At 54.1% G+C, this 18072-nt stretch carries 18 protein-coding genes; 4 read left to right on the top strand and 14 right to left on the bottom strand.

What is annotated here, in order from left to right; translation table 11 throughout:
- Positions 1-49: 49 nt before the first annotated feature.
- Both radA and serB read right to left on the bottom strand, forming a co-directional pair.
- Positions 50-1432: a DNA repair protein RadA gene (radA, locus tag OGY68_RS01790; protein ID WP_003829944.1), complete on the bottom strand. Its 1383-nt coding sequence runs from the start codon at positions 1430-1432 to the stop codon at positions 50-52.
- Positions 1433-1515: 83 nt separating this feature from the next.
- Complete coding sequence (serB, locus tag OGY68_RS01785; protein ID WP_003829946.1) at positions 1516-2484, bottom strand: phosphoserine phosphatase; 969 nt, start codon at positions 2482-2484, stop codon at positions 1516-1518.
- Positions 2485-2599: 115 nt separating this feature from the next.
- On the opposite strand from serB, the gene OGY68_RS01780 reads away from it, so the two are divergent.
- Positions 2600-3241, top strand: a complete 642-nt coding sequence (locus OGY68_RS01780; protein ID WP_057067010.1) for a YtjB family periplasmic protein — start codon at positions 2600-2602, stop codon at positions 3239-3241.
- Between the two features lie 37 nt (positions 3242-3278).
- Entirely contained in the window at positions 3279-4295 is a 1017-nt protein-coding gene (gene lplA / locus OGY68_RS01775) for a lipoate--protein ligase (protein WP_057067012.1), read from the top strand.
- Positions 4296-4445: 150 nt separating this feature from the next.
- On the opposite strand, the gene deoD is transcribed toward lplA, so the two are convergent.
- From deoD to deoC, 4 genes are all read right to left on the bottom strand, one after another.
- Positions 4446-5165, bottom strand: a complete 720-nt coding sequence (gene deoD / locus OGY68_RS01770; protein WP_000224864.1) for a purine-nucleoside phosphorylase — start codon at positions 5163-5165, stop codon at positions 4446-4448.
- Between the two features lie 204 nt (positions 5166-5369).
- Positions 5370-6593 (bottom strand): phosphopentomutase, encoded by a 1224-nt coding sequence (gene deoB, locus OGY68_RS01765; RefSeq protein ID WP_003019037.1) that lies wholly within the window; start codon positions 6591-6593, stop codon positions 5370-5372.
- Between the two features lie 51 nt (positions 6594-6644).
- Positions 6645-7967: a thymidine phosphorylase gene (gene deoA / locus OGY68_RS01760; RefSeq protein ID WP_003845626.1), complete on the bottom strand. Its 1323-nt coding sequence runs from the start codon at positions 7965-7967 to the stop codon at positions 6645-6647.
- Between the two features lie 135 nt (positions 7968-8102).
- Positions 8103-8882, bottom strand: coding sequence for a deoxyribose-phosphate aldolase (gene deoC / locus OGY68_RS01755; RefSeq protein WP_003019042.1), 780 nt, complete (start codon positions 8880-8882; stop codon positions 8103-8105).
- 261 nt (positions 8883-9143) lie between these two features.
- Between deoC and OGY68_RS01750 the strand changes: the two genes are divergently transcribed.
- Both OGY68_RS01750 and OGY68_RS01745 read left to right on the top strand, forming a co-directional pair.
- A complete protein-coding gene (locus OGY68_RS01750; RefSeq protein ID WP_057067014.1) occupies positions 9144-10694 on the top strand; it encodes a YjjI family glycine radical enzyme in 1551 nt (516 codons plus the stop codon).
- The gene (locus OGY68_RS01745) at positions 10666-11529 is read left to right on the top strand and encodes a YjjW family glycine radical enzyme activase (protein ID WP_032942315.1); all 864 of its coding nucleotides are present in this window, start codon (positions 10666-10668) and stop codon (positions 11527-11529) included. Before OGY68_RS01750 ends, OGY68_RS01745 begins: the two co-directional genes overlap by 29 nt.
- Before the next feature lie 130 nt (positions 11530-11659).
- Here OGY68_RS01745 and OGY68_RS01740 read toward each other — a convergent pair whose 3' ends face one another.
- The 8 genes from OGY68_RS01740 to holD all read right to left on the bottom strand — a co-directional run bounded on the left by OGY68_RS01740 (position 11660) and on the right by holD (position 18048).
- Positions 11660-12436, bottom strand: a complete 777-nt coding sequence (locus OGY68_RS01740; RefSeq protein WP_057067017.1) for a metal-dependent hydrolase — start codon at positions 12434-12436, stop codon at positions 11660-11662.
- Positions 12433-13506, bottom strand: coding sequence for a patatin-like phospholipase family protein (locus OGY68_RS01735; RefSeq protein WP_008786128.1), 1074 nt, complete (start codon positions 13504-13506; stop codon positions 12433-12435). The genes OGY68_RS01740 and OGY68_RS01735 overlap by 4 nt, the downstream gene beginning before the upstream one ends.
- Positions 13507-13627: 121 nt before the next feature.
- Positions 13628-13789: a DUF1328 domain-containing protein gene (locus OGY68_RS01730; protein ID WP_003019081.1), complete on the bottom strand. Its 162-nt coding sequence runs from the start codon at positions 13787-13789 to the stop codon at positions 13628-13630.
- A gap of 127 nt (positions 13790-13916) precedes the next feature.
- A complete protein-coding gene (gene osmY / locus OGY68_RS01725; RefSeq protein WP_003829980.1) occupies positions 13917-14534 on the bottom strand; it encodes a molecular chaperone OsmY in 618 nt (205 codons plus the stop codon).
- Between the two features lie 308 nt (positions 14535-14842).
- The gene (prfC, locus tag OGY68_RS01720) at positions 14843-16432 is read right to left on the bottom strand and encodes a peptide chain release factor 3 (protein ID WP_003829982.1); all 1590 of its coding nucleotides are present in this window, start codon (positions 16430-16432) and stop codon (positions 14843-14845) included.
- Positions 16433-16524: 92 nt separating this feature from the next.
- Positions 16525-17205, bottom strand: a complete 681-nt coding sequence (gene yjjG / locus OGY68_RS01715) for a pyrimidine 5'-nucleotidase (RefSeq protein WP_008786125.1) — start codon at positions 17203-17205, stop codon at positions 16525-16527.
- A 14-nt stretch (positions 17206-17219) separates the two neighbouring features.
- The gene (rimI, locus tag OGY68_RS01710) at positions 17220-17666 is read right to left on the bottom strand and encodes a ribosomal protein S18-alanine N-acetyltransferase (protein WP_057067019.1); all 447 of its coding nucleotides are present in this window, start codon (positions 17664-17666) and stop codon (positions 17220-17222) included.
- Positions 17635-18048 carry a DNA polymerase III subunit psi gene (gene holD, locus OGY68_RS01705; protein WP_057067021.1) on the bottom strand — a complete coding sequence of 138 codons (414 nt, stop codon included), beginning with the start codon at positions 18046-18048 and terminating at the stop codon, positions 17635-17637. Before holD ends, rimI begins: the two co-directional genes overlap by 32 nt.
- Positions 18049-18072: the final 24 nt, after the last annotated feature.

Raw genomic sequence — 18072 nt, 5'->3', positions numbered from 1 at the left:
TGGCGCTTCGCTTATCAGGCCTACAAAATCAGTATGTACGGGTATTTGATTATAGGTCGTCAAACACGCTTAACGCATCCGCAAGCTTCTTAACGCCAAAGACCTGCATGCCTTCCGGTACTTTTTTCGGTACGTTAGCGGCAGGGACAATCGCCCGGCGAAAGCCGTGCTTCGCCGCTTCCGAAATACGCTCCTGCCCGCTGGGTACCGGACGGATTTCGCCCGCCAACCCCACTTCGCCAAAGACCACTAAATCCTGTGGCAGCGGTCTGTCACGCAGGCTGGAGACCATTGCCAGCAGCAACGCCAGGTCGGCGCTGGTTTCGGTGACTTTTACGCCGCCGACTACGTTAACAAACACGTCCTGATCCGCCATCTGCAAGCCACCGTGACGATGCAGCACCGCCAGCAGAATCGCCAGACGGTTCTGTTCCAGACCGACCGCCACGCGACGCGGGTTCGCCATCATTGAGTGATCGACCAGCGCCTGAATCTCTACCAGCAGCGGGCGCGTACCTTCCCAGACCACCATCACCGAACTGCCGGAGGTGACCTCATCGCCACGGCTTAAGAAGATAGCGGAAGGGTTGCTGACTTCACGCAGGCCCTGTTCGGTCATGGCAAAGACGCCCAGCTCATTCACCGCACCAAAACGGTTTTTATGGCTACGCAGAGTACGGAAACGAGAATCGGCGTCACCGTCGAGCAGTACCGAACAGTCAATACAGTGCTCCAGCACCTTCGGCCCGGCCAGCGAGCCGTCTTTGGTGACGTGGCCGACCATGACAATCGCCACGCCGCGCGTTTTGGCAAAACGCGTCAGGTAAGCCGCCGTTTCGCGCACCTGCGCCACACTGCCCGGCGAAGACTGGATATCCGCCATGTGCATTACCTGAATGGAGTCGATCACCATCAGCTTCGGCTGTTCTTCTTCGGCAATCAGGCAAATTTGTTCGATACTGGTTTCCGACAGCATATTCAGATTCGCGGTCGGCAAGCCAAGCCGGTGCGCGCGCATCGCCACTTGCTGCAGTGACTCTTCACCGGTGACGTACAGAGTTTTCATCTGCTCAGCGAGCTTGCACAGCGTTTGCAGCAGCAGCGTTGATTTCCCCGCGCCGGGGTTACCGCCAATCAGAATAGCGCTGCCGGGTACCACACCGCCGCCCAGTACGCGGTCAAATTCTTTAAATCCAGTGGAAAAACGCGGCAGTTCTTCAAGGCTGATGTCAGACAGCTTCTGCACTTTTGCCACGCCCGCATTCCCGGCATAGCCACTGAGCCGCTCGTTACGCGCCACCGTTGGCGATGCGGCAAGGCGCACCTCGGTAATGGTATTCCAGGCCTGACAGGCGCTGCATTGCCCCTGCCAGCGCGGGTAATCGGCCCCGCATTCATTACAAACAAAGGCGCGTTTTGGAGCTTTGGCCACGTTTTACCTCTTTCGTTAACGCTTTTGCCGGATGGCGCAGGCGCTTATCCGGCCTACGGACACCTTGCCATCGGGCAATTTAATCATTTCTGGTTCATGCTGCCGGAGAGAATGCAGAACACGCCCATCAGGTCAGCGTGGCGGATAGTAATCTCCGTCTTTTCATTCACTTTCGGTTTAGCATGATACGCAATACCCAGCCCAGCCGTTTTGATCATCGGCAGATCGTTAGCACCGTCGCCGATCGCCACCGTCTGCGCCATCGGGATCTCATATTCTTGTGCCAGGCGGGTCAGGGTATTGGCTTTGTACTGGGCATCGACGATATCGCCGATCACGTTGCCGGTAAATTTACCGTCCATGATCTCCAGCTCGTTTGCTACAGCCGCCGTCAGACGCAGTTTATTACGCAGGTAATCGGCAAAGAAGGTAAAGCCGCCAGAGGCAATAGCCACTTTCCAGCCGAGCGTTTCCAGTTTTAACACCAGCTGTGTCAGGCCTGGCATCAGCGGTAGCGTTTCGCGCACCTGGTGCAGAATATTGGCATCAGCGCCCTTCAGCGTCGCCACGCGACTACGCAGGCTGGCGGTAAAGTCCAGTTCGCCGCGCATTGCGCGTTCCGTGACTTCCGCAACCATCTCACCGGTTCCAGCCAGTTTAGCAATTTCATCAATGCATTCGATCTGGATTGCCGTTGAGTCCATGTCCATCACCAGTAAACCCGGTGTGCGCAGATGCGGAATTTTGCCTAACGGGGCAACATCCAGTTTGGCATCATGCGCCAGTTTTGCCGCGCGCGGCGTTAACGAACCCGCCAGGCGAATCACCTGATAATCCTCGACGCACCAGGCAGCAACAATCACCATCGCTGCACCCAGTTTGCTCTGGTATTGCGTTAAACGTTGTTTATCCAGCCCACGACCGTACAGCAGCCAGCCACTGCGGCCCGCGTGGTAGTCCAGCGGCATGACTTCATCGCCACTTAAAGAGAGAGGCAGACCTGGCCACAGAGAAACATCTTCAGGTAGATCGCACCAGGTTATGTTAGGCATTAAAGCTCCTGTAAAATCGTTCGGGTCGGAATCATCAGGGGAAAATAACGCATGAGGCTACCCTGTAACCAGCGCTTCTGGCAACATTAAGTCTCAAATTTTCAGCAGGTGGAATATGGCTCGCGCAAAACTGAAATTCCGACTTCATCGTGCAGTGATTGTATTGTTCTGTCTTGCGCTGCTCGTCGCCCTGATGCAGGGCGCATCCTGGTTTAGTCAAAGTCACCAGCAGCAGCGTAATCCGCAGCTCGAAGAGCTGGCCCGTACGCTGGCCCGCCAGGTGGCGCTAAATGTTGCTCCGCTAATGCGTACCGAAACGCCGGATGAAAAACGCATCAAAGCGGTACTCACACAGTTGACGGAAAGTAGCCGTATTCTGGACGCTGGCGTATACGATGAACAGGGAGACCTGATTACGCGCACCGGCGAGAGCGTCAACGTTCGTGACCGACTGGCGCTCGACGGCAAAAAAGCCGGGGGTTATTTTAACCAGCAGATTGTCGAACCCGTTCAGGGGAAAAATGGTCCGCTGGGCTATTTGCGTCTGACGCTGGATACCCACACCCTCGCCACCGAGGCGAAGCAGGTAGATAACACCACCAATATCTTACGCCTGATGCTGCTGCTGGCGCTGGCGATTGGCGTCGTGCTCACCCGTACCTTATTGCAAGGCAAGCGTACCCGCTGGCAGCAATCCCCTTTCCTGTTGACCGCCAACAAACCGGTGCAGGAAGAAGACAACGAGAAAAAAGAGTAAAAGCAGTAAAAACTGTAAAACAGAAGGGAAATCAACCATGACTACACTACGCCTGCTTATCTCAGACTCTTATGATCCGTGGTTTAACCTCGCGGTCGAAGAGTGCATTTTTCGCCAGATGCCCGCCACGCAGCGCGTCCTGTTCTTGTGGTGTAACGCCGATACGGTGGTGATTGGCCGGGCGCAAAACCCGTGGAAAGAGTGTAATACCCGCCGTATGGAGGAAGACAACGTGCGGCTCGCCCGCCGTAGCAGCGGCGGCGGCGCGGTGTTCCATGACTTAGGTAATACCTGCTTTACCTTTATGGCCGGTAAACCGGAGTACGACAAAACCATTTCCACCGCGATTGTCCTCAACGCATTGAATTCTCTGGGAGCGACGGCGGACGCCTCCGGGCGTAACGATCTGGTTGTGAAAACGCCAGACGGCGATCGCAAGGTTTCAGGCTCTGCTTATCGGGAAACGAAAGATCGCGGCTTCCACCACGGCACGCTGCTGCTAAATGCCGATCTCAGCCGCCTGGCAAATTATCTCAATCCCGACAAAAAGAAACTCGCGGCAAAGGGGATCACCTCTGTCCGCTCACGGGTGGCGAATTTGACGGAGCTGTTACCGGGCATCACCCATGAACAGGTCTTTCAGGCCATCACGGAAGCCTTTTTTGCTCATTATGGCGAACGCGTTGAAGCGGAAGTGATCTCACCAGATAAAACGCCGGATCTGCCAAATTTTGCCGAAACCTTTGCCCGCCAGAGCAGTTGGGAATGGAATTTTGGTCAGGCACCTGCTTTCTCGCATCTGCTGGACGAGCGTTTCACCTGGGGTGGCGTTGAGCTGCATTTCGACGTCGAAAAAGGTCATATCACGCGCACACAGGTGTTTACCGACAGTCTCAATCCCGCGCCGTTAGAAGCGCTGGCGGAGCGGCTACAGGGCTGCCAGTATCGCGCCGATGTTTTACAGCAGACTTGCGAAGCGCTGGTTACGGAATATCCGGATCAGGAAAACGAGCTGCGTGAACTGGCGGCGTGGGTGGCGAAGGCCGTGCGTTAAGCGATTAGTGGCGAATTGCCGGATGGCGGCTGCGCCTTATCCGGCCTACAAGACCGCTCCTGCACGCCTGATAAGCGAAGCGCCATCAGGCATTAATAGCGGCATTCCCATAGGCCCGGCCAGCGCAGCGCCACCGGGCCATAACAACCCTTACTCTTTATCGCCCAGCAGAACGGATTCCAGCGCGATTTTGATCATGTCGTTGAAGGTCGTCTGACGTTCAGCGGCAGTGGTCTGCTCGTGAGTACGGATATGGTCGGAAACGGTGCAGATGGTCAGCGCTTTTGCACCAAATTCCGCAGCAACACCGTAGATGCCCGCCGCTTCCATTTCCACGCCCAGCACGCCGTATTTTTCCATCACGTCGAACATTTCACCGTCCGGAGAGTAGAACAGGTCAGCAGAGAACAGGTTGCCCACGCGCGCGTCTACACCCAGTGCTTTTGCCGCATCAACCGCGTTACGCACCATGTCAAAGTCAGCGATAGCAGCGAAGTCATGATCTTTAAAACGGATACGGTTAACTTTGGAGTCGGTGCAAGCACCCATACCGATAACCACGTCACGCAGTTTAACGTCCATACGCACAGCGCCGCAGGAGCCTACGCGAATGATTTTCTTCACGCCGAAATCGGTGATCAGCTCTTTGGTGTAGATGGAGCAGGACGGGATACCCATACCGTGACCCATAACGGAGATCTTACGGCCTTTGTAAGTACCGGTGAAACCTAACATGCCGCGAACGTTGTTCACTTCACGAACATCTTCGAGGAAAGTTTCAGCAATATGCTTTGCACGCAGCGGGTCGCCCGGCATCAATACGACGTCAGCGAAATCACCCATTTCTGCATTAATATGTGGAGTTGCCATTTTTTGTCCTTATTTCGTTGTTATTGCCTGATGGAGGCTACGCCTTATCAGGCCTACAAAACGTATGCAAAACAGTGAAATACCCTAAGGATTTCGCGTTATAGGAGGGCGACGAATTCATGAATCCCCGGGAGCATAGATTTACTATGTGACCGGGGTGAGCGAATGAAGTCAACGCATCTACAGCGCGAAAGACAACGGGTATTACAGCATGTTTTTACCGTAGTCCATCGGTGACGTACCAAAGTAGCTCGCCAGCGTCTGACCGATATCCGCGAAGGTTTCACGGTGACCTAAAGAACCTGGTTTCACTTTCGGGCCGTAGACCAGTACCGGGATGTGTTCACGGGTGTGGTCAGTGCCGGTCCAGCTTGGGTCGCAGCCGTGGTCAGCGGTCAGGATCAGAATGTCATCTTCACCCACCAGCTCCATCAGCTCAGGCAGACGGCGGTCGAACAGTTCCAGGCCCGCAGCATAACCGGCGATATCGCGACGATGTCCCCAGGAAGAGTCGAAATCAACGAAGTTGGTGAAGACGATGGTCTTATCACCTGCTTCTTTCATCTCTTTGATGGTGGCGTCGAACAGCGCGTCCAGACCGGTGGCTTTCACTTTTTTGGTGATGCCGCAGTTAGCGTAGATATCCGCGATTTTACCGACGGAAACCACGTGACCGTCTTTTTCGTCGACCAGTTTCTGCAGCACGGTCGGTGCTGGCGGCTCAACGGCCAGGTCGTGACGGTTACCGGTACGCTGGAAGTTACCGGCTTTATCACCGATAAACGGACGTGCGATAACACGACCGATGTTGTAACCACCTTCGGTCAGCTCTTCACGTGCGATTTCGCACAGCTCGTAGAGTTTATCCAGGCCAAACGTCTCTTCGTGGCAGGCAATCTGGAACACGGAGTCAGCGGAGGTATAGAAAATCGGCTTGCCGGTTTTCATATGCTCTTCACCCAGCTGATCCAGGATCACGGTACCGGAAGAGTGGCAGTTGCCGAGGTAGCCTGGCAGGTTGGCACGTTTTACCAGTTTATCCAGCAGTTCCTGCGGGAAGCTGTTTTCATGATCGGAGAAATAACCCCAATCAAACAGAACCGGGACACCCGCGATTTCCCAGTGGCCAGACGGCGTGTCTTTCCCGGAAGAAAGTTCATGCGCCCATGCGTAGGCACCAATCACTTCCGCGTTACCGTCCATACCAGCAGCAATTTTACCGGTAGAACCTTCGTGAGCTTTCACCAGGCCCAGACGGGTCAGGTTAGGCAGATTCAGTGGACCTTTGCGACCATTGTCAGCCTCACCTTTCGCACAGGCTTCTGCAATGTGTCCCATAGTGTCTGAACCTACGTCGCCAAAGCGATCCGCATCTTCAGTCGCACCAATACCAAAGGAGTCCAGCACCATAATAAATGCACGTTTCATCTTGTTCTCCATACATCTGCGCCGCAAAAAAGCGATCAGATCAGTATACAGTTATTCGGTAATACGACGATAGACTGTCGGTGTAATTTCTGGCGCTTTATCGTCAAGGCTAATTGCCGCTTTGACCGCTTTCGCCGCTTCCTGCCAGCTGGCTTCGTCTTTCGCGTGGATCACCGCCAGCGGGCGTTGTCCGTCTACGCTGTCGCCCAGACGCGCCATATCGCTAAAGCCAACGCTGTAATCAATGGTGTCCGAAGCCTGACGACGACCGCCGCCCATGGAAACGACCGCCATCCCCAGCGCGCGGGTATCCATCGCGCTGACAAAGCCTTCGGTATCAGCATATACCGCTTTGCTGAGCATTGCCGTCGGCAGATACTTCGCATAATTTTCGACGAAATCGGTCGGGCCTTTTTGCGCCGCAACCATGCGACCAAAAATCTCTGCCGCTTTACCGTTGTCCAGCACGGTCTGCAATTTCGCACGGGCTTCGGCGTCATCTTTCGCCAGATTACCGGAGATCAGCATTTCCACGCACAGCGCCATGGTGACGTCTAACAGACGTGGATTGCGGTATTCACCGGTCAGGAACTGCACCGCTTCGCGAACTTCGACCGCGTTACCTGCGCTGGAGGCCAGCACCTGGTTCATATCGGTTAACAGCGCAGTGGTACGTACACCCGCACCGTTTGCCACACCGACAATCGCTTCAGCAAGAGCTTCAGAAAGCTCGTAGGTCGGCATAAAGGCGCCGCTGCCCACTTTCACATCCATCACTAGCGCATCCAGCCCTTCCGCCAGTTTTTTCGCCAGAATGGAACCGGTAATCAGCGGGATGGAATCCACCGTCGCGGTAATATCGCGGGTGGCATAAAAACGTTTATCCGCCGGTGCGAGCGAGCTGGTTTGCCCAATAATCGCCACACCCACGTCTTTAATAATTTCACGGAAGCGCGCGTCGTCCGGGAAGATGTCAAATCCAGGAATCGCTTCCAGTTTATCGAGCGTACCGCCGGTATGCCCCAGGCCACGCCCGGAGATCATCGGAATATAGCCGCCGCACGCTGCGACCATCGGGCCTAACATCAGTGACGTTACGTCACCCACACCGCCGGTAGAGTGTTTATCCACAATCGGGCCGTTCAGCTGCAGGCTTTTCCAGTCCAGCACGGTTCCTGAATCACGCATTGCCATGGTCAGCGAAACTCGCTCAGGCATTGTCATATCGTGGAAGAAAATGGTCATCGCCAGGGCGGCGATTTGCCCTTCAGAGATGGTGTTGTCGCGAATACCATTGATAAAGAAACGAATTTCTTCATCGCTCAGCGCATGACCATCACGTTTTTTACGAATAATTTCTTGTGCGAGAAACACGGTAACCCCCAGGGGAAAAGAGTAGAAGGCCGTTGTAGGCCGGGTAAGCAACGCGCCACCCGGCAGTCGTCTTAATGCCGGATGGCGGCTACGCCTTATCCGGCCTACGTCGCTACAGCTCCGGCAATATAAGGCTTAGTAGCTGCTTGCGCTCTTGCCGTCGCCGTGACCCAGCGCTTTCAGCAGGCTCGCCAGCAGGCTGGATGCGCCAAAACGGTAGTGACGAGAATCAGCCCAGTCAGCGCCAAACAGTTCATCGGCAATCGCCAGGAACTGCTGTGCATCTTCTGCAGTGCGCACGCCACCAGCCGGTTTGAAACCTACAGTTTTAGAAACACCCATGTCGCGGATCACTTCCATCATGATGCGTGCGCTTTCCGGCGTCGCATTGACCGGCACTTTACCGGTAGAAGTTTTGATGAAATCAGCACCGGCTTTGATGGAGATTTCAGACGCTTTGCGAATCAGTGCTTCTTCTTTCAGCTCACCGGTTTCGATGATGACTTTCAGCAGCACGTTTGCCGCCGCACACGCGTCTTTGCAGGCTTTAACCAGATCGAAACCAATCTGCTCGTTACCGGCGATCAGCGCACGGTACGGGAACACCACGTCAACTTCATCTGCGCCGTAAGCAATCGCCGCGCGGGTTTCAGCCAGCGCAATCTCGATGTCGTCGTTGCCGTGCGGGAAGTTGGTTACGGTTGCAATGCGGATGTCCGGCGTGCCCTGCTCTTTCAGGGTCTTACGCGCAATAGGGATGAAACGCGGATAGATACAGATTGCGGCAGTGTTGCCAACCGGGGTCTTCGCCTGATGACACAGCGCGATCACTTTTTCATTGGTGTCGTCGTCATTCAGGGTAGTCAGGTCCATCAGTTTCAGTGCACGCAGGCTGCTTGCTGTTAAATCGGTCATAACATTCTCCAACGGCATCGCCGTATAAAATTTCACCTTGCGAGTTTGTTAGTATTCTAACATCCGCTCGCTATTACACTTCGATATACATCACAGTTAATGAAAACCACATACAGATTTGCATTACTCTAATGAGATCTACTTCAAATAAATCACCTTTTCTAAAGGGATGCGGTGGCATCAGGCGCATCCGGATCAAAGGTTGCGGCGGCGTTGCTTTCTACAATGGCGTTACACCTTCGGGATAAAAAGGAATCAACGATGCCCACTTCAAGCGAACTCGCGCTGCAACAGCGTTGCCAACAAATCGTGACCAGCCCAGTGCTCAGCCCTGAGCAGAAACGCCACTTTCTGGCGCTGGAAGCTGAAAACGCGCTGCCTTACCCGCAACTGCCTGCACAGGCACGTCAGGCGCTGGATGATGGGGTAATCTGCGATATGTACGAAGGTCATGCCCCGTTCAAACCGCGCTATGTTTTACCCGATTACGCGCGTTTTCTGGCCAATGGCTCATCGTGGCTGGAGCTGGAAGGCGCCAGGGATCTTGATGGCGCGTTGTCCTTACTCACTATTCTTTACCACCATGTTCCGTCAGTGACGTCGATGCCGGTTTATCTCGGTCAGCTCGATGCCCTGCTGCAACCGTATGTTAGAATTCTAACACAAGACGAGATCGATATTCGAATAAAACGTTTCTGGCGTTATCTCGACAGAACCCTGCCAGACGCGTTTATGCATGCCAATATCGGCCCCGCCGATACACCAGTCACCCGTGCAATTTTACGCGCAGATGCAGAGTTAAAGCAGGTTTCGCCTAATCTGACATTCATTTATGACCCGCAAATCACACCTGACGATCTGCTGCTCAACGTGGCGCAAAATATCTGCGAGTGCAGTAAGCCGCATATTTCCAACGGCCCTGAAAATGATAAAATTTTCACAAAAGGTCAGTATGGCGTCGTCAGTTGTTACAACTCTTTGCCGCTCGCCGGGGGTGGAAGCACGCTGGTCAGGCTTAATCTGAAAGCCATCGCAGAGCGCAGCACCTCTGTCGATGACTTCTTTACGCGCACCCTACCGCACTACTGCCAGCAGCAAATCGCCATCATTGATTCACGATGTGAATTCCTCTATGAGAAATCACATTTCTTTGAGAATAGCTTCCTCGTGCAGGAAGGGTTGATTGATCCCGAACGTTTTGTGCCTATGTTCGGGATGTATGGTCTGGCGGAGGCGGTGAACCTGCTGTGCGATAAGGCGGGACAGAATGCGCGCTATGGGAAAGATGAGTTCGCCAATCAGCTCGGCTATCGTATTAGCGCCTACCTGGCTGAGTTTGTCGAAAACACCCCGGTGAAATATGGCTGGAAGCAGCGCGCGATGCTGCATGCACAGTCGGGGATCAGTTCTGACATCGGCACCACGCCAGGGGCACGCCTGCCTTACGGCGATGAGCCGGATCCGATCACCCATCTGCAAACCGTCGCGCCACATCACGCGTTTTATCACGCCGGGATCAGCGACATTCTCACGCTGGATGAAACCATCAAGCGTAATCCTCAGGCGCTGGTGCAGTTGTGCCTCGGGGCGTTTAAAGCCGGAATGCGCGAGTTTACCGCCAACGTGAGCGGCAACGATCTGGTTCGCGTTACGGGTTACATGGTGCGCCTGTCGGATCTGGAAAAGTATCGCGCCGAAGGGTCACGAACCAACACCACCTGGCTTGGCGAAGAAGCCGCGCGCAATACGCGCATTCTGGAACGACAACCTCGCGTGATTAGCCATGAACAGCAGATGCGCTTTAGTCAGTAGGCTGATTCCTTTCTCCTGCGTCGATGGGCCGGGCAGTCGTCTGGCTCTGTTTCTGCAAGGATGTAATCTGCGCTGTAAAAATTGCCACAATCCGTGGACGATGGGACGCTGCAACGACTGCGGGGAGTGTGTGCTGCATTGCCCGCATGAGGCGCTGAGCCTGAGCGCAGGGAAAGTGTGGTGGCAGTCCGATGTGTGTCAGCAGTGTGACACCTGCCTGCACATGTGCCCCCAGCAGGCCACGCCGATGGCGCAGAGTATGAGCGTTGATGAAGTGCTGCAACATATTCGTAAAGCGTCACTGTTTATCGAAGGGATAACCGTTAGTGGCGGTGAAGCGACTACCCAGCTCCCCTTTATTGTGGCGCTATTTACCGCGATAAAAACCGATCCGCAGTTGCAACACCTGACCTGCATGGTCGACAGCAACGGCATGCTGAGTGAAACCGGCTGGCAGAAGCTGCTGCCGGTGTGCGACGGCGTAATGCTGGATTTAAAAGCCTGGGACAGCACGTGTCATCGACAGCTTACCGGCCGCGATAACACGCTGATTAAACAAAGCATTACCTTTTTGTCCGGGCAGAGCAAACTGGCGGAACTCCGCCTGCTGGTTATTCCTGGTCAGGAAGATTATCTACAGCATATCGATGCGCTGGCGGCGTTTATCAAACGCACCGGCGACGTACCGGTACGGTTGAATGCCTTTCATGCGCACGGGGTGTATGGCGAAGCGAAGGACTGGCCGAGCGCCACGCCGAAGGATGTGGAACACCTGGCGCAAAGATTGCGCGAGCGCAGGGTGGATAATTTGATCTTCCCGGCGCTGTACCTGTGATTGCCGGATGCGGCAACATCATTTGCAGGCCGGAGAAAACACAGCCACCATCCGGCAAAGTTATGCCTGATGCGCTTCGCTTATCAGGCCTACGAAGCGGACACTTTTGTCGGCTGGCTACGCCACCCAATCACACGTTAAACAGCGCCGTGGTATTACGATACAGCGCGTCAGCGATCACGTCCGCAGGTTCCGGGCGCAGTTCGCATAAGACGTCGAAGACTCTGACTACCTGCTCCGGGCGGTTAGGCTGCCCCTGAAAGCCGTTGAGCGGCATATCCGGCGCGTCGGTTTCCAGCAACAGCGATTCCAGCGGCAGTTGCGCTATTACCTCGCGGGTTTTACTGGCGCGCGGATAGGTAATGGTGCCTCCCACGCCAATTTTGTATCCCAGTTGCACAAAGCGCTCTGCCTGCTGCACGCTCCCGGAAAAACCATGCACCACGCCAGTTCGCGGCAAAGCATGACGTTTCAAGTGCATCGCCAGCTTGTCATGGGTGCGCCGCGAATGCAGGATCACCGGCAATTCATACCGCTTCGCCAGCTTTAGCTGCGCTTCCAGCACCCGCTCTTGCTTATCGAATTGCGGATCGTCCCGATACAGATCCAATCCAATCTCGCCTAGCGCCACCAGCTTTTGTGGGCGCTTATCCAGCTCCTGTTGCAACTGGTCCAGGCAGTCATCGCTATGTTGTTCAATAACAATGGGATGCAGACCAAGCGCGGCAAACAATGGAGGATAATTTTCCACTAACGCCAGTACGCGGGGAAAATTCGCCGCCTGGGTGGCCGGAACGATAATGCTCTGTACACCAACCTCCGCCGCGCGCTGAATGCTGGCAGATTCATCGCCGGTAAACGGCGGGAAATCAAAGTGACAATGCGTATCGATAAAACGATAACTCACGCCAAATCCTCATTATCAAACGTCGTGTCGTTCGCCTGAGGCGCATCGGTCACCACTGGCACATGGGCATCGTTGGCCACCGGCGCGGGAGGAACTACCACCGGCCCCGGCACCACAATCTTCGGCGTCTGACGAGGCAGCGGCGCATTTTTCGCCAGCAGTTTGCCGACTGTCGCCAGAAAGTAACGACCGCACAGGCGTCCGGTTTTGTAATCTTCCCTCAGTGCCGGAATACGGCTGCCCAACGCCATGCTATGGAGTGGTTTTGGCGGATAGATCTCAAAAATACGCAGCTTGCCCGGCGGCTTCTCAATAAAACTCTGGATAGCACGATAGCTGGTCTCATGATGCTGCACCAGATTCAGAAACGGTTGCAGGCTACTTTCACCCAACCAGCGCTCCATACGTTTGAACCACTGCGGGGTGTAGTACATTTGCGAAGGCACAGTGCGAATCACTACCAACGTTTTTGCCCCCTGCTTCGCTGCCTCCTGCACAGGTATGGCATCACTAACTCCTCCATCCAGATAGTTCACGCCGTCCAATACAACCCCTGTGCGGTAGAACCCGGGAATCGCGCTGGAGGCTCGAATGAGGTCGAGCCAGTTTTGCCGGTTCGGCGAAAAATAGCCGGGCGTGTAATCATCGCCCCGACAGGCGCACATATAAAACGCTTTTCCTGCGGCAAACAGGCGCTCGGCGTTATCCATTGCCAGCGGCATCTGGGACGCAGTCGAATCCACCAGCCAGTCGAGATCGATTAAGTTTCCCCCGCGCACAAAGCGCACCGGGTCAAAAAATTCGCGTCGGGTGGTGTATCGCATAATAACTTTGCGACCGTAACCGGGCTGGTTACAGAGATAGGCTGAAAGGTTTTGCGCGCCAGCGGACGTCCCGTAGAAGAGCTCAAAAGGATTAAACTGCGCGCGCATGAATTCATCCAGTACGCCAGCGGTAAAGATACCTCTTTGTCCCCCACCCTCGCACACCAGCGCCATATTGCCTGGTTGAAACGGACGTAACGATAACGGCGCAATATTACCGAGCGTGACGGGTATTCTCTGCCCCACCTCTGCCTTCCTGTTGTTTTTGTAATAGAGCAACAAAGTAACGCAAATCGCCTGACGCTAAAACCGTAAAAGCCAGTCCAATGGACTGGCTTAGTAGCAAGATATCTTTACGGGTTACTTACTAGGGTCGTTTACGCCCTGTAAACAGGCTGACCAGAAACAGGATGATCCCCACCACGAAAACAATTTTCGCTGCGCCGGCTGCAGTACCCGCCAGTCCACCAAAACCGAGTGCGGCGGCAATTAACGCGATAACCAGAAATATGATGCCCCATCGAAACATATGCTTCTCCTTTACCATAGTTAATTTCACCGCTTGATATGAGCGCTCAGGCTGCCCATCGGCGATATTTTCAGTGTGGTGCACAATACGCCTCCCGACAAACGTCAGGAGGACGAATTAAGTCTAATTACTGAGTTTTGAGATCGTTTTTGACGCTTTTCACGCCATCAATCGCTTTGGCGATGCTCTCAGCACGATCGCTTTGAGCCTGTGAATCGACGGTGCCTGAAAGTTGCACAACGCCATCGGTGGTCTCAACTTTCACCTTGCGGGAAGGGACGATATCATCGGCCAGCAGCTTGGCTTTTACCTCACTGGTGATTGCCGTATCGCCCGCATAACCTTTTACAGAGGTTTCTTTACTATCACGCACGTGCAGTTTGTCGCTAACGGAGGTCACACCCTCAACGCCTTTCGCCACTTTCACCGCTTCTTCGGCCTGTGCCTGGCTTTCAACAAACCCGCTTAGTGTCACCACCTTTTGATCTGTTTTGACGGAAATATCGGTGCTCTTAATACTTTCGTGGTCCACCAGCGCGGCTTTTACTTTCGCGGTGATGGTGCTGTCATCCATGAAATTACCGACTTTGTTCATAGAGCTATCGACTTTCTGCCCCGCACTTTCGACGCCGGATTGCGCTTTATCCATCGTGGCGTTTTCTGCATAAGCAGAACCCGTTGCAACAGCGGAGGTCAGCATCACGGCCAGCAGCGTTTTAGAAATCTTAAGTCCTGTCATTGTCATCGATGTATTCCTGTATGTTTTGCTAAAAGCTATGCTCTGCCGTTACACGGCCTGAACCAGCAACTAATCTTGTAAGTGGAATAAATATCAGCAATAGACGCTGCAACAGGCAGCCTAAAAAGCATTTAACGCCGATATTTATGTCATCACATTGTTAAATATAGTTCACGATTTCGTGATCGCAGTCAAAATTGATTAAAAAACAGGCAAACAAAAGAAAAACGCGAGGTTTTAAGAACATTCCGCAAGGGATTTAAAAGACAGGAAAAGTTGCAGGACACGGCGGATACCGTGCCCTGGAAGGTCGATTAGTGTTCGCGTGTTTTACGGAACTGAACGTCCGGGTAACGTTCCTGGGTGAGATTCAGGTTAACCATGGTTGGTGCGATATAGGTGAGGTTATCGCCGCCATCCAGCGCCAGCTGAATTTCGTTCTTACGCTTAAACTCTTCGAATTTCTTCACGTCAGAACATTCTACCCAGCGCGCAGTCGCCACGTTGACAGATTCATAAATCGCTTCAACGTTGTACTCGCTCTTCAGACGTGAAACCACCACGTCAAACTGCAGCACACCGACAGCGCCCACGATCAAATCGTTATTGGCGATCGGACGGAATACCTGCACTGCGCCCTCTTCTGACAGCTGAACCAGCCCTTTCAGCAGCTGTTTCTGCTTCAATGGATCCTTCAGGCGAATACGACGGAACAGCTCCGGTGCGAAGTTCGGAATACCGGTGAACTTCATCATTTCGCCCTGGGTAAAGGTATCACCGATCTGGATAGTGCCGTGGTTATGCAGACCGAGAATATCACCCGGATACGCTTCTTCCACATGAGAACGGTCACCGGCCATAAAGGTGAGTGCGTCGGAGATCACCACGTCTTTACCAATGCGCACCTGGCGCATTTTCATGCCTTTCTCATACTTGCCGGATACCACACGCATGAACGCCACGCGGTCACGGTGTTTCGGGTCCATGTTGGCCTGAATTTTAAACACGAAACCGGTGAACTTCTCTTCTGAGGCTTCGACGACGCGGGTGTCGGTTTTACGCGGCATCGGCGCAGGCGCCCACTCCACTAAGCCGTCCAGCATATGGTCAACGCCGAAGTTACCCAGCGCGGTACCGAAGAAGACCGGGGTGATTTCGCCCGCGAGGAACAGCTCATGGTCGAACTCATTGGACGCGCCCTGCACCAGCTCCAGCTCGTCACGCAGCTGCTGCGCCAGGTCTTCACCCACGGCAGCATCAAGTTCCGGGTTGTTCAGACCTTTAACAACACGCACTTCCTGAATGGTGTGTCCTTTACCGGTCTGATACAGGTAAGTTTCATCTTTATAAAGGTGATAGACACCTTTGAACAACTTACCGCAGCCAATCGGCCAGGTGATTGGCGCACAGCCGATTTTCAGTTCGTTCTCGACTTCATCCAGCAGCTCCATCGGATCGCGGATGTCACGGTCGAGTTTGTTCATAAAGGTCAGGATCGGCGTATCGCGCAGACGGGTAACTTCCATCAGCTTACGGGTACGATCCTCGACGCCTTTTGCGGCATCGATAACCATCAGGCAGCAGTCCACCGCCGTCAGAGTACGATAGGTATCTTCGGAGAAGTCTTCGTGCCCCGGGGTGTCCAGCAGGTTCACCAGGCAGTCATGATACGGAAACTGCATCACAGAGGTGGTAATGGAGATACCACGCTGCTTTTCCATTTCCATCCAGTCAGATTTTGCATGCTGGCTGGAGCCACGGCCTTTTACCGTACCGGCGGTCTGAATGGCCTGTCCGAATAACAGTACCTTTTCAGTAATTGTCGTTTTACCGGCATCCGGGTGAGAAATAATGGCAAAAGTGCGGCGTTTGGCCACCTCTTGCAAATAAGGAGACAACGTCATAGTCAAATCTTCTTAGGTAAGCACGGCAACGGGCCGGGCAAGTTGAATACGAAAAATTGCGGCTATTTTACCCATCAACGGGGGGGAGGCAATCAGTGTTTACACAGGAGCTGCTCCAGTTCGCTTAATGACGCTACGGTCCAGGTCGGCTGAATGCCCGCTGGCTGCTCGCGGTGGTGCGTATTTAGCCAGCAGGTGGATAGCCCGGCGTTAATGCCGCCAAGAATATCGGACTCTGCGGTGTCACCCACCATCAGCACGCGAGAACGGTCAGGATTACCCGCCTGCTCCAGCGCATGGTCAAAAATACGGGGGTCGGGTTTTGCCACCCCAACCTGCTCAGAAATCACCAGCAGGTCGAAATAGTCGCGCAGCCCCGTCCGCTCAAGGCGGATTTGCTGCAACGCGGTAAAGCCGTTAGTAATGATGCCGATTTTCGTTTTATCACGAATCGCATTGAGCAGAGAAACCGCCCCCGGCAACGGTGAGCAGATCTCCGCCATCGCATTGATGAATGCGTCATTAAGCTGGCCCGGTTCAACCTTCAGGCGTTCGGCCCAGCTCTGAAAACGGGCATGCTGCAGTTGTAATGAGGTAATCGCGCCGTTTTGGTAATCCACCCACAGCGGTTTATTCACGGCCTGGTAGTCCTGAAAATCTTCAGCGGTAAAGGTAATGCTATAGTCGAGAAACATCCGCTGTAAGCCGGTAAACGAGTCAAACGTAAACAGCGTTTCGTCGGCATCAAAGAAAATCCAGTCCCACTTCTTCATCATTACACCTTATCTTACATACTGATTGGCAACGCCATGATGATGGCGTCTTCGTGACCATCGGCCGTTGGATAGTAGTTGCGACGGATCGTCGCCTCGTTAAAGCCTAAGCTTTCGTACAGCGCGATAGCGGCCGCATTCGAGGCGCGCACTTCAAGCCACAGGGTCAAAATGCCACGCTTTTCCAGCTCATCGATCAGGTGCTCCAGCAGCTCACGCCCCAGGCCCCGGCGCTGAAAGTCAGGATCGACGGCGATATTGAACAACGTCGCTTCATCCAGTACGACCTGCGTAATTGCAAAGGCGGCCATCACGTCGTCAACCCTCAACTGAAAATTGAGGTAGCGATCGCCCTGGTTGCTGGCAAATGTTTTTTCACTCCACGGAAAAGCGTGGGCGCGTTTTTCAATCTGAAATGCTGCGGGTAAATCATTCGGCTCGAGGGAAGAAATCGTGTTCATATGCGCAGATTTGTTGCCATAACGCGGCGCGTGCCGCTGGGTTTTCCCGTAATTCATTAAACGCAGGACTCTCGACCTGAGCGCCCTCCAGCAGCAGCGGCTCTTCGGTTCCCAGCCGCCAGCTATTACAGCGACTGCCTTGCGGCAGCATGGCGACACGGTCAGGCGTCAGTTGTAAAACCTGATCCGGGCTAACGGTTAATGCGCGTAAAATATCGCTGATCAACGGTTCGGTTAGCGCGGGTAACTGTGCAGCAACCATCACCAAACGGACATGCGCAGGAATGGAAATCGCGATCTCGCCCTGCAGTGCGCCAGGACGACGCAACGACCACTGCGTAATGCCCAGTTGCTGTAACTGCCAGTCTCGTCGGGATGTCATAGCGAAACACTCCTGTCTATCAGG

This window comes from Citrobacter sp. Cpo065 (assembly GCF_030332805.1).
GTDB classification, from domain to species: domain Bacteria; phylum Pseudomonadota; class Gammaproteobacteria; order Enterobacterales; family Enterobacteriaceae; genus Citrobacter; species Citrobacter portucalensis.
This window is presented reverse-complemented; position numbering and strand designations above follow the sequence as displayed.

What these genes read in the sequence shown, in the direction of transcription:
- yjjG (WP_008786125.1), bottom strand. Translation starts at nt 17,205, where the DNA reads ATGAAGAAGTGGGACTGGATTTTCTTTGATGCCGACGAAACGCTGTTT.
- serB (WP_003829946.1), bottom strand. Translation starts at nt 2,484, where the DNA reads ATGCCTAACATAACCTGGTGCGATCTACCTGAAGATGTTTCTCTGTGG.
- OGY68_RS01745 (WP_032942315.1), top strand. Translation starts at nt 10,666, where the DNA reads ATGAACAGCAGATGCGCTTTAGTCAGTAGGCTGATTCCTTTCTCCTGC.
- prfC (WP_003829982.1), bottom strand. Translation starts at nt 16,432, where the DNA reads ATGACGTTGTCTCCTTATTTGCAAGAGGTGGCCAAACGCCGCACTTTT.
- deoD (WP_000224864.1), bottom strand. Translation starts at nt 5,165, where the DNA reads ATGGCAACTCCACATATTAATGCAGAAATGGGTGATTTCGCTGACGTC.
- OGY68_RS01730 (WP_003019081.1), bottom strand. Translation starts at nt 13,789, where the DNA reads ATGTTTCGATGGGGCATCATATTTCTGGTTATCGCGTTAATTGCCGCC.
- deoB (WP_003019037.1), bottom strand. Translation starts at nt 6,593, where the DNA reads ATGAAACGTGCATTTATTATGGTGCTGGACTCCTTTGGTATTGGTGCG.
- deoC (WP_003019042.1), bottom strand. Translation starts at nt 8,882, where the DNA reads ATGACCGATTTAACAGCAAGCAGCCTGCGTGCACTGAAACTGATGGAC.
- OGY68_RS01780 (WP_057067010.1), top strand. Translation starts at nt 2,600, where the DNA reads ATGGCTCGCGCAAAACTGAAATTCCGACTTCATCGTGCAGTGATTGTA.
- osmY (WP_003829980.1), bottom strand. Translation starts at nt 14,534, where the DNA reads ATGACAATGACAGGACTTAAGATTTCTAAAACGCTGCTGGCCGTGATG.
- lplA (WP_057067012.1), top strand. Translation starts at nt 3,279, where the DNA reads ATGACTACACTACGCCTGCTTATCTCAGACTCTTATGATCCGTGGTTT.
- holD (WP_057067021.1), bottom strand. Translation starts at nt 18,048, where the DNA reads ATGACATCCCGACGAGACTGGCAGTTACAGCAACTGGGCATTACGCAG.
- OGY68_RS01750 (WP_057067014.1), top strand. Translation starts at nt 9,144, where the DNA reads ATGCCCACTTCAAGCGAACTCGCGCTGCAACAGCGTTGCCAACAAATC.
- rimI (WP_057067019.1), bottom strand. Translation starts at nt 17,666, where the DNA reads ATGAACACGATTTCTTCCCTCGAGCCGAATGATTTACCCGCAGCATTT.